We start from the raw sequence: 17,310 nt of genomic DNA, 5'->3' as shown, positions 1-17,310 counted from the left end.
CGGGACACGAATACGCGTTTCAGCGACCTCGCCGATCCGGGGATTGAGCTGCGCGATCTGAAGTTCTGGGACCCCTATAACGACAGCGCCGGAGCGAAGGTCGCGAGCGAAATCCGCGCAACCTACACCGTGCCGTTGCAAAAGGACGGCAGCACAATGCCGCTCGGCCCAGTGGTCACGAAAATTACCATCGATCTTGAACCTGGGCTGGGAGGGCCCGGCGGGAGCGACAACGGGGGCGCAAGTGGTTCATCCCCGGGAGCCATGGGCTCCCCGACTCCGAGGGGCGGGGGTGAGTCAGGTGACGGCCAATTGGGCACGCCCCAAGAATCCGGGCCGGGGACTAGTCCGGTCAACGATAAACCGACGGCGGATCAGAACGCCCTCGGCTCGTCGAGCGATTCCACCGGTGGGGGACCGGGTTCGGGACAGCAGAGCGGGGTCGGCGCACCGTCGGGCACCGGGACCGGAGCCGACGGCACCGCGGGCGGCACGGGCCTGCCGGACGGCACCGACGGCGCCCTCACCGATACCGAGCCCTACGACACGAGCGGTCAGGTGTCGCCGCTGCTCTCGCCCGCCGGCGTCACACCGTCGGGGAGTACCGCGGGGCGCGGTGGGCTCGGCACCTCCGGGCTGCGCGGCGGCGGCGGCACCACCGCCTCCCCGTTGGGACTGCGTCCGGACGGGGCCTCGCTGCGGGGGACGGCGCCCGCGGCAGTGGCGGGTGCGTCCGCCACCACGGGTGCGCGGTCGTCGATGCCGCTCGGCGGGGTGCCCGCGGGTGCGGCCGGTGGGCAGCGGGGCCAGGGGGACGGCCGGCATCGCACGCCCGGCTACCTCATCGACCGGGCGAACGGCGAGGAACTGGTGGGCGGACTCCCGCTCGTGGGTCCGGGCGTGATCGGCGAGTGGCGGGCCGACAAGGCCCCGGAGGCGCCGCGGCCGCCCGTCAGGGGTGAGCCGCGCCGGAATTGAGCGCCGCGACCAGGGCCGGAAGCCCCGTGGCGGCGGTCGTGCGCCAGACCTCGGTGGCCTGCCGGCTGAGCGGCGTGGGCTCCGGGTTGATCTCGACCACGGGGATGCCCGCCTCGAGCGCCATCTCGGGCAGCCTCGCGGCGGGATAGACCAGCCCCGAGGTGCCGACGACGAGCACCACATCGGCCGCCAGCACCGCGGCCTCCGCGCGCCCCCAGGCGTCCATCGGCAGCGGTTCGCCGAACCAGACGATGCCGGGACGGACCTGCGAGAGGCACTGCATGCAGGTGGGCGGGGTGACCCGCATTTCCGGGCTGGGCTCGCCGTGTGTGGCCTTCAGCTCGGCGTCCGACCCGAGGTAGGGCGTGCCGCAGTACTCGCACCGCGGTGCGAACATGCTGCCGTGCAGGTGCGCGGTGACCTCGGACCCTGCGCGTTCGTGCAGGTCGTCGATGTTCTGCGTGACGATCGAGACGGTGCGGTGCTCGCCCAGTTCGGCGAGCGCGATGTGTCCGTCGTTGGGCTCCGCCTGCCGGGCCACGTACGCGCGCCACTGGTACCAGCCCCAGACCAGCGGGGCATCGCGCGACCACGCGTCCACCGAGGCGATCTCCTCGGGGTCGTACTTCTCCCACAGTCCCGTCTGCGCCTCCCGGAATGTGGAGATGCCCGATTCGGCGCTCATGCCCGCGCCCGTGAGGACAGCGACGGTGTCGGCCGTCGTGAGGAGCTCTGCCACCGCCGGCGGAACGGGAATTGGCGCAGGTCGGTCGGAAGGGGGCATTCCGGGCTGCATCGGTCCAGCCTACCGACCCGGCGGACGCCGCCGGGCCCCCGTGAAGAAGGTAACGATTCGATAACAACTGCTACTGGCGGGAAACATCGGTGATCGGCATCACGCAGGTATTCACCTGCGCTGATTCACGGGTGTATTGGCTTCCGAATACACCCGTGAATCGGTTTTCATAACTTACTGGCGGGTATACCCGGGAGTTACATTCGCGCACGTCAGAGGTGTCGCAATCCTGTGGTCTCATGGATAACGGGTTTCCGCGAGCCGGTCGCGGACGTGCCGCCGTGATTCGGTGCGCAACGAGCTCTTCACGAGGAGATTCATGACTGTCGACGACTTCGTCACCGCACAAGCACGCACCGCGAAGAACCCTCGGTCGAACGAAGCACTCGTGGACAGGCTGTCGTCCGGCGAGCAGTACGCGCTGATCTTCGGCGGCCAGGGCGGCCCGTGGCTGCCCGGCCTCGTCTCCTTGCTCGAGCAGACCGGCCTCGCCGACGATCCCGAGTACCGCGAGCTCTTCGACGGCTTCGTCTCCCGCGCCGACAGCGTGCTCGAACCGGTGCGCGCCGAACTGCTCCGTGCGCAGGCCCTCACCTTCGACCCGATGCGCTGGCGCGACGCCTCGATCGCCGCCTCCGAGGCCGAGACCACCGACGAGGAGGCCGACGACGCGGCGGCCGCACCGCAGGCCGGACAGTCCCGCCGCCCGCTCGCACCCCAGGTCGACGGTGCCGTCTTCTCCGTGCCCGGTGTCCTGTTCAGTCAGCTCGTGGCGCTCTACGGCCTGGAGGCCCAGGGGCTCGATCCGTGGGACGTGCCGCCGGTCGCCGCCATCGGCCACTCGCAGGGACAGCTCGCCGTCGCGGCCTTCGCCTCCCGCGGGGGCGAGGGCGACCTCCTCGCCATCGCGCGCCTGATCGGCGCCGCCGGCCGCGTGGTCGCCCGCCGCAAGGGCCTCGTCGCTCTCGGTGGTGCCACCCCGATGATGTCCGTCTCCGGCGTCCGCCAGGACAAGCTGGAGCAGCTCCTCGCCGATTTCACCGCCACCGTCGCCTTCGACGCCTGCGGCCCCGTCCTGGCCGTGCGCAACAGCCGCACCGCCTTCGTGCTCACCGGCACGCCCAAGCTGCTCGCCGGCTTCCGGGAGTTCTGCGAGTCCGTCGCGGAGACCGAGGAGGCCGAGCGCAAGGACAAGCTCACCGGCGGTGCGCCGTTCGCGCCGAAGTTCGAGGACGTCCCCGTCGACATCGGCTTCCATCACCCGGCGCTCGCCGACGGCGTGACCCTGGTGACCGAGTGGGCCGAACGCTGCGGCCTCGACGCCGAGCGCGCCGGCCGCCTCGCCGCCGCCGTGCTCGTCGAGCAGGTCGACTGGGTCGCCGACGTCGACGCCGCGATCGCCAAGGGCGCGCGCTGGCTGATCGACCTCGGCCCCGACGATCTGGCCACGCGCCTGGCCGCCGCCCCGGCCCGCGGTCGCGGCGTGGGCCTGGTGCCCGCCACCACCCTGCGCGGAGCGCGGAACCTGTTCTCGCCCGGTGGCATTCCCGAACTCCCGCTGGCCTGGTCGGAGTTCGCGCCGCGCCTGGTCTCGCTGCCCGACGGCCGCACCGTGCTCTCCACCCGGTTCACCGAGCTCACCGGGCGCAGCCCGATCCTGCTCGCGGGCATGACCCCCACCACTGTCGACCCCGGCATCGTGGCCGCGGCCGCCAACGCCGGACACTGGGCCGAACTGGCCGGCGGCGGACAGGTCACTGAGCCGATCTTCGCCGAGAACATCACCAAGCTGACCGCGCTGCTCGAACCCGGTCGCGCGGCGCAGTTCAACTCGCTGTTCCTCGACCCGTACCTGTGGAAGCTGCAGCTCGGTGGCAAGCGCATCGTGCAGAAGGCCCGCGCCGCGGGCGCCCCGCTCGACGGCGTGATCATCACCGCCGGCATCCCCGAGCTGGAGGAGGCCACGGCCCTCGTCGAGGAGCTCACCGACGCCGGTATGCGCTACGTGGCCTTCAAGCCCGGCACCGTCGAGCAGATCCGGCAGGTGGCGCGGATCGCCGCCGAGGTGCCCCGCTACCCGGTGATCGTGCACGTCGAGGGCGGCAAGGCCGGTGGCCACCACTCGTGGGAGGACCTCGACGAGCTGCTGCTGTCGACCTACTCCGAACTGCGTGACCGCGGCAACGTGGTGCTCGCCGTGGGCGGCGGTATCGGCACGCCCGAGCTGGCCGCCGAGTACCTGTCCGGCGAGTGGTCGCGCAAGTACGGCGCCCCCGCGATGCCGGTCGACGGAATCCTCGTGGGCACCGCCGCGATGGCGACCCTGGAGGCCACCACCTCCGACGACGTCAAGCGCATGCTGGCCGAGATCCCCGGCACCCCGGACTGGATCGGCGCCGGCCACGCCGGCGGCGGAATGGCTTCGGGTCGTAGCCAGCTCGGCGCCGACATCCACGAGATCGACAACGCCGCCTCCGCGTGCGGCCGCCTGCTCGACGAGGTCGCGGGTGACGGCGACGCCGTGGCCGAGCGCCGCGACGAGATCGTCGCCGCCATGGCCGGCACCGCCAAGCCCTACTTCGGCGATGCCGACGCCATGACCTACGGCCAGTGGCTCGAGCGCTACCTGGAGCTGTCGGTGGGCACCCGTGCGCAGGTCGCCGCGGCCGATCCGGAGCGCTTCGGCGACTACGGCTGGCTCGACATCACGCACCAGGACCGTTTCCTGTCGATGCTGCACCGCGCCGAGGCCCGCCTCGCCGCCGAGGATCGCGGCCCGATCGAGACCGCCTTCGCGGACGTCGCCGCCACCGACGACGCCTACGCCGCGCTCGACACGCTGCTGCAGCACTACCCGGAGGCCGCCTCCACCCGGCTGCACCCGGCCGATGTGCCCTTCTTCGTCTCGCTGTGCCGCACGCCCGGCAAGCCGGTCAACTTCGTGCCCGTCATCGACAAGGACGTGCGCCGCTGGTGGCGCTCGGACTCGCTGTGGCAGGCGCATTCCCCGCGCTACGGCGCCGACGAGGTGTGCATCATCCCCGGCCCGGAGGCCGTGGCCGGCATCACTCGCGTCGACGAGCCCGTCGGTGAGCTGCTGAACCGGTTCGAGGCCGAGCTCGTGCGTCGCCGCACCAGCGCGGGCGACACCCCGGAGGCCGTCGCCGGTCGCCGCGTGGTGCCCGGCGTCGAGTCCGTGCCGCTGGCCCGGGCCCTGGCCGCCACCAACGTGCTGTGGGCCGGACGCCTCGTGCACAGCCCGATCGCGCGCCTCGGCGCCGGCAGCACCTGGGCCATCCACGGCGAGGGTGCGGAATCCGTTGCACTGCAGCCCGACACGGGTGCGCGCGTCCGCGTGACCGGACCGAACTCCGTGCGCCTGGAGATCCCGGTGTCCGGTACCGAGCTGGTGATCCCCATCGAGGTCCCCGACAGCTGCGCCGACGGCGGCGTGCCGGTGATCGAGCTCGGCGAGGCCAGCAAGGCCATGTCCACACTGGTCGCCCTGGCCGCCGCGGGTGAACTGCCCGCCGTGCGCGACGGTGCCGCCACGATCGACTTCGACTTCCGCGCCGAGGACGCCGCCGATCACGCCGCGATCACCGCGGACAGCCTCCCGGTGGGGCTCTCGGCGCTGTACGGCGACGAGCAGCTCGCCGTGCCGGACGCCTTCGTCGGCCTGTGCTGGCCCGCGTCCTTCGCGGTGGTCGGCGATGCCAAGAACGCCGAGGGTCGCCCCGTGGTCGAGGGCATGCTCGACCTGGTCCACCTGGACCACGCCATCGAGCTGGCCGCGAACCCGGCGCCGGGCTCCTACCGCGCCACCGCGCGCCTGCAGGACGTCACCGCCACCGATATCGGCACCGTGGTCACCGTCGGCATCGACGTGCGCACCCCGGGTGCGAGCGAGCCCGCCGTCACCATGACCGAGCGGTTCGCCATCCGCGGCCGCACCGGCGAGGCCGAGCTGGCCGACCCGCAGCCCGCCGGCGACGCCCGCGGCGAGACCGCGACCGAGACCCCGCGCAAGCGGGTCCGGCAGGTCACGGTGCAGGCGCCGCAGGACATGAGCGGCTTCGCCGCCGTCTCCGGCGATCACAACCCGATCCACACCAGCCAGGTGGCGGCGTCGCTCGCGGGCCTGCCCGGCCCGATCGTGCACGGCATGTGGCTCTCCGCCGCCGCACAGCAAGTCACCTCGGCGTCCAACGGCGATGTCATGCACCGCAAGATCCGCGGCTGGACCACCCGCTTCCTCGGCATGGTCCTGCCGGGCGACGAGGTGCAGTTCACCGTCGAGCGCGTGGGCATCGACCGCGGCGGTGAGCTGCTCGAGATCACCGCCCGCGTCGGCGAGAACCTGGTGATGGCGGCGTCGGCCGTGGCCTTCCCGGCCGTGACCGCCTACGTCTTCCCGGGCCAGGGCATCCAGGGCAAGGGCATGGGCCTGGCCCAGCGCTCGCGCAGCAAGGCCGCCCGCGAGGTCTGGGACGCCGCCGACGAGCACACCCGCGAGAACCTCGGCTTCTCCATCCTCGCCGTGGTCCGCGACAACCCGCTGTCCATCCGCGCCAACGGCACCACCTACAGCCACCCCGACGGTGTGCTGTACCTGACCGAGTTCACTCAGGTCGCGATGGCCACCGTGGCCTGCGCGCAGCTGGCCGAGCTGAAGGAGGCCGGTGCCCGCGTCGACGAGCCGATCATCGCCGGCCACTCGGTGGGCGAGTACAACGCGCTCGCCTCGGCCGGTGTGCTGCCGCTGGGCACCATCCTGGAGACCGTCTTCCACCGCGGGCGCATCATGCAGCAACTGGTCCCGCGCGACGAGGACGGCCGCAGCCCGTACGCCATGGCGGCCATCCGGCCCGAGCTGTTCGAGGTCGACGACGCCGATCTCGCCAACTGGGTCGAGGGCAGCCTCGAGGGCGCCGACGAGTACGCCGAGATCGTCAACCTCAACCTGCGCGGCGCGCAGTACGTGGTGGTGGGCAACAAGGCGGGCCTCGATGCGCTGGAGTCGGCGATCGCCGAGCGCACCGGCAGCCCCAAGGCCTTCCAGGTGGTGCCGGGCATCGACATCCCCTTCCACTCGTCGGTGCTGCGCGCCGGCGTCCCCGAGTTCGCCGCGCGCCTGGACGACCTGGTGCCCGCCGAATTCGACTACACCAAGCTGGTGGGCAAGTACCTGCCGAACCTGGTGGCGCGCCCGTTCGAGCTGACCGCCGACTTCGCGGTCTCCATCCTCGACGTGGTGCCCAGCGAGCCGGTGCGCGAGCTGGTCGCCGATTGGGACGCCGCCGCGGCGAACCCGATGGCCACCGCCCGCACCCTGCTCATCGAGCTGCTCGCCTGGCAGTTCGCCAGCCCCGTCCGGTGGATCGAGACGCAGGATCAGCTGCTCATCGACACCGATCACGGTGGCCTCGGCGTGGAGCGGTTCATCGAGGTGGGCCTCGCGTCCGCCCCGACGCTCGCGAACCTGGCCAGCCGCACCCTGGCGCTGGCCTCGTACCAGCGGGCCGCGGCCACCGTGCTCAACGCCGAGCGCGATGCCGCCAAGGTCTTCGCGACCGATGAGGACGCCCCGGAGGACGAGGCGGAGACCGGGGCCGACGAGGCCACGGCCGCACCGGCTCCCGTCGCGGCGGCCGCCCCGGCACCGTCGGCCGCCCCCGCGGCACCGGCGGGCGGACCGCGCCCGGACGATCTGTCCTTCGACGCCGCCGACGCCACCCGCGCGATGATCGCGATCTGGACCAAGATGCGCCCGGATCAGCTGGAGAAGACCGACACCATCGAGACCCTGTGCGACGGTGTGAGTTCGCGCCGTAACCAGCTCCTGCTCGACCTGGGTTCGGAGCTCAACCTCGGCGCCATCGACGGTGCCGCGGAGGCCGATCTGCCCACGCTGGCCACCACGGTCACCAAGCTGGCGCGCACCTACAAGCCGCTGGGTCCGGTGCTGTCGGAGACCGTCGGCAACCAGCTGCGCAAGCTGCTCGGCTCCACCGGCAAGCGCCCGAACTACATCACCGAGTACGTCACGGGCACCTGGGAACTCGGCGCCGGCTGGGCGCAGCACACCGTGCTCGCGCTGGCCACCGGCACCCGCGAGGGCGCGTCGGTGCGCGGCGGCGATCTCGCCACCCTGCTCGACGGTCCCGTCTCCAACGCCGCGGCCCTGGACGCGCTGATCGACCGCGCCGTCATGGAGGTGGGTGCCGCCCAGGGCGTCGCCGTGGGCAAGCCCTCCGCGGGCGGCGGTGGCGGCGGTGCGACCGTCGACGCCGCGGCGCTCGCCGAGTTCACCTCCACCATCACCGGTCCCGACGGTGCGCTCGCCGCCTCGGCCCGCACCCTGCTGCGCAAGCTGGGCCTGGAGACGGTCGAGGGCGCACTGCCCGAGCTGGATGACGAGTCGGAGAAGCTGGCCGCGCTCATCGCCACCGAGCTGGGCGACGACTGGGCCACCGCTGTGGCGCCGGCCTTCGACAGCAACAAGGCCGTGCTGCTCGACGATCGCTGGGCCAGCGCCCGCGAGGATCTGCTCCGCGTGTGGAGCATGGATCCGGCGACCTTCCCGACCTACAGCAAGCACCTGCTGGCTGCGGCCGAGGGCGCCGGACCGGTCCTGGTGAACCAGGCCCGTTGGTGGGAGAAGAAGGCCATCGAGGCGGGCCGTCCCGAGCACGCGCAGGCCTACGCCTACCTGGCGGGTCTCGCCGAGGCCAACCCCGAGCCCGGCGAGTACGCCGACGAGGTGGCCGTGGTCACCGGCGCATCGGCCGGTTCCATCGCGGCCGCGGTGGCGGGCCGACTGCTGGCCGGCGGTGCCACCGTCATCGCCACCACCAGCCGCCTCGATGAGAAGCGCCTGAACTTCTTCAAGGAGCTGTACCGCAACAGTGCCCGCACCGATGCGGCGCTGTGGGTGGTCCCGGCCAACATGTCCAGCTACGCCGATGTGGATGCGCTGGTCGAGTGGATCGGTGAGCGTCAGGCCGAGACCGTGGGCCCGTACACGATGGTCCACAAGGAGGCCCTGGTCCCCACGCTGCTGTTCCCGTTCGCCGCACCGCGCGTCTCGGGCGATATGGCCGACGCGGGACCGCGCGCCGAGCTGGAGATGAAGATCCTGCTGTGGTCGGTGGAGCGGCTCATCGCCGGACTGTCCGCCATCGGTAAGGACACCGATCTGGCCTCGCAGCTGCACGTGGTGCTGCCCGGCTCGCCGAACCGCGGCATGTTCGGCGGCGACGGCGCGTACGGCGAATCGAAGGCCTCGCTCGACGCCCTGGTCACCCGATGGAACGCGGAGAAGTCCTGGTCGGAGCGAGTGACCCTGGCGCACGCCATCATCGGCTGGGTCCGGGGCACCGGCCTCATGGGCGGTAACGACCCGCTGGTCGAGGCCGTCGAGGCGGCCGGTGTGCGCACCTGGTCGACCTTCGAGATGGCCGATCAGCTGCTCGCCAACGCCACCCCGGAGGCGCGTGAGCGCGCCGCGCAGGCGCCGCTGTACGCCGACCTCACCGGTGGGCTGGGCGGCGTGAGCCTGGACATGAAGGCGCTCGCCGATCAGGCCATGGAGGCGCGCCTCGCCGAGGCCGCCGAGGCCGAGGACGAGGGCACCATCGCCGCGCTCCCGGGCGCCCCGGTCGCCACCATCACCGAGCCCGTGTGGGACGGCATCGACGCCCGCCCCGAGGACATGGTCGTCATCGTGGGCGCCGGCGAGGTGGGCCCGTACGGCTCCGCCCGCACCCGCTTCGAGATGGAGGTCGACGAGCGGCTCTCCGCGGCAGGCGTCGCCGAGCTGGCCTGGGTGACCGGCATGGTCACGTGGGAGAACGATCCCGAGCCCGGCTGGTACGACGCCGAATCCGGCGAGCTGGTGCCCGAGGCGGAGCTCGCCGACAAGTACCACGACGCCGTGGTCGAGCGGTGCGGCATCCGCGAGTTCAGCGACGACGGTGACATCGAGGACAAGACGGCGCCGCTGCTGGTCTCCGTCTTCCTCCCGGAGGACATGACCTTCGTGGTCGCCAACGAGGCGGAGGCCCGGGCCTTCGTCGACGCCGACCCGGAGAACACCGTCGCCGTGCCGATGGAGACCGGCGAGTGGCAGGTGACCCGCAAGGCGGGCACCGAGATCCGCGTGCCGCGCCGCACCAAGCTGCTGCGCAGCGTGGGCGGTCAGGTGCCCGACGGCTTCGATCCCAGCCACTGGGGCATCTCCCCGGAGATGTTGGAGTCGGTCGACCGGCTGGCCATCTGGAACCTGGTGGCCACCGTCGACGCCTTCATCTCCGCGGGCTTCGAGCCGGCCGAGCTGATGCAGTACGTGCACCCGGCGCACGTCGCCAACACGCAGGGCACGGGCATGGGCGGTATGAGCTCGATGCGCGACCTGTTCATCAATACCCTGCTGGGCGAGCCGAACCAGAACGACATCCTGCAGGAGGCCCTGCCAAACGTCGTCGCGGCGCACGTGGTGCAGAGCTACGTGGGCAGCTACGGCGCGATGATCCATCCGGTCGCCGCGTGCGCCACCGCGGCCGTCTCGGTCGAGGAGGGCGTCGACAAGATCAAGGTCGGCAAGGCCCTGTTCGCCGTGACCGGCGGCTTCGACGACCTGTCGATCGAGGGCATCACCGGCTTCGGCATGATGCAGGCCACCGCCGACAGCGAGAAGATGCTCGCCAAGGGCATCGACCCGCGCCGCTTCTCGCGCGCCAACGACCGCCGCCGGTCGGGCTTCGTCGAGTCGCAGGGCGGCGGCACCATCCTGCTGGCCCGCGGCGACATCGCCGCGCAGATGGGCCTGCCGGTCCTCGGCGTGGTGGCGTGGGCGCAGAGCTTCGGCGACGGTGTGCACACCTCCATCCCGGCGCCCGGTATGGGTGCGCTGTCGGTGGCGGCGGGCGGCGCGCAGTCGCCGATGGCGCGCAGCCTGCAGCGTCTGGGTGTGGCCGCGGACGACGTGTCGATCATCAGCAAGCACGACACCTCGACCAACGCCAACGATCCGAACGAGGCGAACCTGCACGAGCGGATCGCCGCCTCGATCGGCCGGAGCGAGGGCGCCCCGATGTTCGTGGTCTCGCAGAAGTCGCTCACCGGTCACGCCAAGGGCGGCGCGGCGGCCTTCCAGCTGATCGGCATGTGCCAGATGCTCAACGAGGGCGTGGTTCCCCCGAACCGCAGCCTGGACTGCGTGGACGACGAGATGCGCAAGTACCCGCACCTGGTGTGGCTGCGTGAGACGGCACGCTTCGGGGAGGGCTTCCGTCCCAAGGCGGGCCTGCTCACCTCACTGGGCTTCGGTCACGTCTCGGGCCTGATCGCGGTGGTGCACCGCGATGCCTTCCTGGCCTCGCTGGCGCCGCAGGAGCGGGCCGCCTACATCGCGGCCGCCCGGGAGCGGGAGGTCGCCGGACGGCGTGCGGTGCTGTCGGCCATGTGCGGCCGGTCGGGTCTGTACCGCAAGCCCCCGGCGGGTCGCCGCTTCGGCGCCGACTCCTCGTCGGAGACCACGGACAGCCGCGAGGCCGCGCTGCTGCTGGACGACGACCTGCGCCTGGGACGCGACGGCACGTACGACGGGACGTCGTGCGCCGGTGGATGCCAGTAGCCGATAGGCTGCCCGCCATGGCTGTGGTGGGTGTCGGGATCGATCTGGTGAACGTTCCCGACTTCGCCGAGCAGCTCGCCCGGCCGGGCACGACGATGCTCTCGTCGTTCAGCCCGGCCGAGCGGCGCGACGCCGCCGGCGACGTCCGGTCGCTGGCAGCCCGGTGGGCGGCCAAGGAGGCGGTCTTCAAAGCGTTCTCGTCGGGTTACTACGCTCAGCGGCCCGCCGAGAAGGAGATCGGAGCGCGTGAGGTGGAGGTGGTCTCGGACGCCTGGGGCCGCCCCGCGGTGCGCGTCCACGGACGGATCGCGGACGACCTCGGGCCGGACGCGACGATCCATGTTTCACTCACCCACGACGGTGATACCGCGGCTGCGGTCGCGGTGATCGAGAAGACTTGAGCGCGGGCCAGCCCCGTACCTGACATATCCGAAAGGGAAACAGCGAGTGTTCAGCCGAATCGCCATCGTGAACCGCGGCGAGGCCGCGATGCGCCTCATCCATGCCGTGCGCGACCTGGCCGCCGAAACCGGTCAGCAGATCGAGACCGTCGCCCTCTACACCGACGTGGATCGGAACGCGACCTTCGTGCGTGAGGCGGACATCGCCTACGACCTCGGGCCCGCATCTGCCCGCCCGTACCTGAACCTGGAGCTGCTCGGCCAGGCCCTCAAGGACACCGGCGCCGACGCGGCGTGGGTGGGCTGGGGCTTCGTCGCCGAGGATCCCGCTTTCGCCGAGAAGTGCGAGGAGGTGGGCGTCACCTTCGTCGGCCCCAGCGCCGACGCGATGCGTCAGCTGGGCGACAAGATCGGCGCCAAGCTGATCGCCGAGGAGGTGGGCGTCCCGGTCGCACCGTGGAGCCGCGGCCCGGTGGAGACGCTGGAGGAGGCCAAGGACAAGGCGAAGGACATCGGCTACCCGCTGATGCTCAAGGCCACCGCGGGCGGCGGCGGTCGCGGTATCCGCATGGTCGCCTCGGACGCCGATCTCGAAGAGGCCTACCTGCGTACCCGCGAGGAGGCCGAGCGCGCCTTCGGCAGCGGCGTCGTCTTCCTGGAGCGCCTGGTCACGGGTGCCCGCCACGTGGAGGTCCAGGTGATTTCCGACGGTGAGACGGCGTGGGCGCTCGGCGTGCGCGACTGTTCGGTGCAGCGTCGCAACCAGAAGGTGATCGAGGAGTCGGCCTCGCCGGTGCTCGGACCGGAGCAGGTGCAGCGGCTCAAGGAGTCCGCGGAGCGCCTCGCCATCAAGGTCGGCTACCGCGGTGCCGCCACCGTCGAGTTCCTCTACCACCCGGGCGACGATCTGCTCGCCTTCCTCGAGGTGAACACCCGCCTGCAGGTGGAGCACCCGATCACCGAGGTCACCAACAGCTTCGACCTGGTGCGCGCGCAGCTGCACGTGGCCTCCGGCGGCAAGCTCGACGGTGAGCGCCCCACCGAGCGCGGGCACGCCATCGAGGCCCGCCTCAACGCCGAGGATCCCGACCGCGACTTCGCACCGGCCCCCGGCCGGATCGCGCTGCTGGACCTGCCTGCGGGCCCGGGCATCCGGATCGATACCGGCGTCTCGCAGGGTGACACCATCCCCGCCGATTTCGATTCGATGATCGCCAAGGTGATCGCGTACGGCAGCGACCGCGACGAGGCCCTGGGCCGACTGCGCCGCGCCATGACCGAGACCCGCGTGATCATCGAGGGCGGCGCCACCAACAAGAGCTTCGTGCTCGATCTGCTGAACCAGCCCGAGGTCATCGACGGCAGCGCCGATACCGGGTGGATCGACCGCGTGCGCGGCGAGGGCCGCCTGGTGGCCGACCGGCACACCGCCGTCGCTCTCGCCTCCGCTGCGATCGACGCCTACGAGGATGAGGAGCGGGCCGAGCTGCAGCGTCTGTTCGCCACCGCTTCCGGCGGCCGTCCCCAGGTGCAGCACGAGAGCGGTCAGCCGCTCGACTTCAAGCTGCGCGGTGCGAGCTACCGCGTGCGGGTCGCCCGCACGGGCGCGCACCGCTTCCGCCTGGTGATCGAGAACGGCCCCGAGGTCCGCACCGCGGACGTCGATCTGGAGCGGTTCGACAATCACACCGGGCAGGCCGTGGTCAACGGCGTCCGGTACCGGCTCACCACCGGCACCCACGGCCCCGTGCACGTGGTCGATGTGGACGGTGTCACGCACCGCGTGAGTCGCGATGAGGGTGGCGTTGTCCGTTCTCCCGCACCGGCTCTCGTGGTGGCCGTGCCGCTGTCGGTGGGCGATGAGGTCGAGGCGGGTGCCCCGATCCTGGTGCTCGAATCGATGAAGATGGAGACGGTGCTGCGCGCGCCGTTCTCGGCCAAGCTCAAGGAGATCACGGTCACCGTCGGCAGCCAGGTGGAGGCCGGTGCGGCGATGCTGCGCCTGGAGCCCCTGAGCGACGAGGCCGAGGCCGCCGGTGTGGGCGAGGCGGCACCGCTCGACCTGGTCACCGAGCCCGACGCCGCCGATGCCGAGGCCCGCGCCGCGCGCGGGCGCGATGATCTGCGCAGCCTGCTGCTCGGCTTCGATCGCGATCCCGCCGACGATCGGCGCGTGCTCGACGATTACCTGGCCGCTCGCACCGAGGTCGGCGCGGGCCCGGTCGCCGACGAGCTGGCCCTGGCCGGCGTCTTCGCCGACCTCGCCGAGCTGAGCCTGCGGAGCGCGGTCAGCGACGATCAGGTGCACAGCCCGCGCGAGCACTTCCACACCTACCTGCGCAGCCTCGACGTCGAGCGGGCCGGCATCCCCGAGATCTTCCAGGCGAAGCTGACGGCGGCACTGTCGCACTACGGCATCACCGAGCTGGAGCGCACGTCCGATCTGGAGGGTGCGGTCTTCCGCATCTTCCTCGCGCTGCAGCGCCCGAAGGACACCGTCGGTGCGATCACCACGCTGCTGCGCAAGTGGCTGCGCGAGCCGGCCCCGGCCGCATCGGCGGAGGCGCGGCCCACGCTGGAGCGCCTGATCGGTGCCACCCAGTCGCGGTACCCGGCGATCGCCGATCTCGCCCGCGGCGTGGTCTTCGCGTGGTTCGGTCAGCCGCTGCTGCACGGCAACCGGCAGTCGGTGTACTCGCAGGTCCGCGAGAACCTGACCTACCTCGACGGCAAGGCCGACGCCGCCGACCGCGCCGATCGCATCGGCGAGATGGTGCGCAGCACCGAGCCGCTGGTGGCGCTGCTGGGCGAGCGCCTGGTCTCGGGCGCGCAGTCCGATAACACCGTGATGCTCGAGGTTCTCACGCGCCGGTACTACGGCAACAAGGGCCTCGGCGACGTCCGCACGCAGGACGTGGACGGCACGGTCTTCGTGGTCGCGGAGAAGGACGGTGCGCTGCTGGCCTCCACCGCGGTGGACTACCGGGGCCTGCCCGGTGCGATCACCGGTCTGGCGAAGGTCGCCGATGGCGCGGCGTCGGTCGACGCCGACATCTACCTGAGCTGGGAGCAGCAGCCCGAGGACTTCGACGAGATGGCGGTGGTGCTCGACAACGCGCTCAGCGCCCACCCGCTGCCGCCGCAGGTCCGGCGCGTCACGGTCACCGTCGCGGGCACCGACGGCTCGGTGATGCACCACCACTTCACCTTCCGGTCGGCGGCCAACGGCGTCGCCGAGGACCGCCTGATCCGCGGCCTGCACCCGTACATCGCGCAGCGCATGCAGCTGGAGCGGCTGCGCCGCTTCGATCTCACGCGGCTGCCGTCCTCGGACGACGAGGAGGTGTACCTGTACCGCGCCGTCGCCAAGGAGAACCCGGCGGACGATCGCCTGGTGGCCTTCGCCCAGGTCCGCGACCTCACGGCGGTCCGCGACGGCAAGGGGAACCTGCTGGCGCTGCCGGCGGCCGAGATCGTGCTGGCCACCTGCGTGGACTCGATCCGCCGGGCCCAGGCGGCGCAGCCCTCGGCGAAGCGCCTGCCCACCAACCGGATCGTGATGTACATCTGGCCGCCGATCGACCTCAGCGAGGCCGATATCGCGGAGGTGGTGCGGCACGTGGAGTCGATCGCCGCGGGCGCGGGCCTCGAGGAGGTCCTGTTCATCGGCCGGCGCAGCGACGATGCGGGTGTGCTTTCCAAGACCGAGGTGCGGATCGCGCTGAGCCCCACCGGGAACGCGGTGTTCTTCGAGGGCGGCCCGAGCGACGAGCCGGTGGAGCCGATCGACGGCTATCGCCAGAAGGTGCTGCGCGCCGCGAGCCGCAACACCGCCTACCCGTACGAGTTGACGGGCCTGCTGGGCGATTTCACCGAGTACGACCTGGCCGACGGCGATATCGCCGACGTCCTGGTTCCGGTGAACCGGCCGAAGGGCCGCAACACGGCGGGCATCGTGGCGGGCGTCATCAAGACCGCCACTCCCGAGTACCCCGAGGGCATCACCCGCGTGCTGCTGCTGGGCGATCCGACCAAGTCGCTCGGTGCGCTCGCCGAGGGGGAGTGTCGCCGGATCATCGCCGCGATCGATCTCGCCGACCGCATGCAGGTGCCGGTCGAGTGGTACGCCCTGTCCGCCGGTGCCCGCATCTCCATGGACTCGGGTACCGAGAACATGGACTGGGTGGCCGAGGCGCTCAAGAAGATCGTCGAGTTCACGCAGGAGGGCGGCGAGATCAACATCGTCTCCGCCGGCATCAACGTGGGCGCGCAGCCGTACTGGAACGCCGAGGCCACCATGCTCATGCACACCAAGGGTGTGCTGGTGATGACCCCGGAGTCGGCCATGGTGCTCACCGGCAAGCAGTCGCTGGACTTCTCCGGCGGCGTCTCCGCCGAGGACAACTTCGGCATCGGCGGCTACGACCGGATCATGGGTCCGAACGGCCAGGCGCAGTACTGGGCGCCGGATCTGCTGGGCGCGCGCGACATCCTCATGCGGCACTACGCGCACACCTACGTCGCGCCGGGCGAGGCCGCTCCGCGCGCATCGCAGACCAACGATCCGTCGGACCGCGACATCACGGCCTTCCCGCACCGGATCGCCGACAGCGATTTCACCACGGTGGGCGATATCTTCTCCTCGGAGAAGAACCCGGACCGCAAGAAGCCCTTCGATATCCGCACCGTGATGCGCGCCCTGTCGGATCAGGATCACCCGATCCTGGAGCGTTGGGCCGGCATGGCCGATGCGGAGACCGCGGTGGTGCAGGACGTGCACATCGGCGGTACCCCGGTGGCTCTGCTCGGCATCGAGTCCAAGTCGGTTCCGCGGCTGGGCTTCCCGGCCACCGACGGTCCGGACACCTACACCGCCGGCACGCTGTTCCCGCAGTCGTCGAAGAAGGCGGCCCGCGCGATCAACGCGGCCAGCGGTAACCGTCCGCTGGTGGTGCTGGCCAACCTGTCGGGCTTCGACGGTTCGCCGGAGTCGCTGCGCAAGCTCCAGCTGGAGTACGGCGCCGAGATCGGTCGTGCGATCGTCAACTTCAAGGGCCCCATCGTGTTCTGCGTGATCTCGCGGTACCACGGCGGCGCCTTCGTGGTGTTCTCCAAGCGGCTCAACCCGAACATGACGGTGCTGGCCATCGAGGGCTCGTTCGCCTCGGTGCTCGGCGGCGCGCCCGCCGCGGCCGTGGTCTTCTCCGGTGAGGTCAACTCCCGCACCGGAGCCGACCCGCGGGTCAAGGCGCTGGAGGACCGGATCGCGGGTGTCTCCGGCACCGCGCGTGCCGCACTGGCCGCCGAGCTGGAGGAGGTGCGTGCCTCGGTGCGCGCCGAGAAGCTGGGCGAGGTGGCCGCGGAGTTCGACCAGGTGCACAGCATCCGCCGCGCCGTCGAGGTCGGTTCGGTCGACGAGATCGTCGCCGCGTCCGATCTGCGCCCGAAGATCATCTCGGTGATCACGAAGGCCTCGCAGAAGTAGCTCGATCAACGAA

At 71.4% G+C, this 17,310-nt stretch carries 5 protein-coding genes; 4 read left to right on the top strand and 1 reads right to left on the bottom strand.

Features of this window, described 5'->3' with window-relative positions; translation table 11 throughout:
• Window positions 1–312 precede the first annotated feature (312 nt).
• Complete coding sequence (locus TTY48_RS20900) at window positions 313–978, top strand: hypothetical protein (RefSeq protein ID WP_220659528.1); 666 nt, start codon at window positions 313–315, stop codon at window positions 976–978.
• Here TTY48_RS20900 and TTY48_RS20895 read toward each other — a convergent pair.
• Window positions 953–1,774, bottom strand: a complete 822-nt coding sequence (locus TTY48_RS20895) for an NAD-dependent protein deacylase (protein WP_220659527.1) — start codon at window positions 1,772–1,774, stop codon at window positions 953–955. The genes TTY48_RS20900 and TTY48_RS20895 overlap by 26 nt on opposite strands.
• Before the next feature lie 319 nt (window positions 1,775–2,093).
• Here TTY48_RS20895 and TTY48_RS20890 point away from each other — a divergent pair, with 319 nt between their 5' ends.
• The 3 genes from TTY48_RS20890 to TTY48_RS20880 are packed head-to-tail and all read left to right on the top strand — an operon-like array spanning window position 2,094 to window position 17,297.
• The gene (locus TTY48_RS20890) at window positions 2,094–11,411 is read left to right on the top strand and encodes a type I polyketide synthase (protein WP_220659526.1); all 9,318 of its coding nucleotides are present in this window, start codon (window positions 2,094–2,096) and stop codon (window positions 11,409–11,411) included.
• A 17-nt stretch (window positions 11,412–11,428) separates the two neighbouring features.
• Window positions 11,429–11,812: a holo-ACP synthase gene (locus TTY48_RS20885; RefSeq protein ID WP_220659525.1), complete on the top strand. Its 384-nt coding sequence runs from the start codon at window positions 11,429–11,431 to the stop codon at window positions 11,810–11,812.
• A 46-nt stretch (window positions 11,813–11,858) separates the two neighbouring features.
• Complete coding sequence (locus TTY48_RS20880; RefSeq protein WP_220659524.1) at window positions 11,859–17,297, top strand: biotin carboxylase N-terminal domain-containing protein; 5,439 nt, start codon at window positions 11,859–11,861, stop codon at window positions 17,295–17,297.
• Window positions 17,298–17,310: the final 13 nt, after the last annotated feature.

It is taken from the genome of Tsukamurella sp. TY48 (assembly GCF_019656655.1).
Taxonomy (GTDB): Bacteria; Actinomycetota; Actinomycetes; order Mycobacteriales; family Mycobacteriaceae; genus Tsukamurella; species Tsukamurella strandjordii.
The sequence above is the reverse complement of the archived record's forward strand: the minus strand, read 5'-3'. Positions and strand labels throughout refer to the sequence as shown.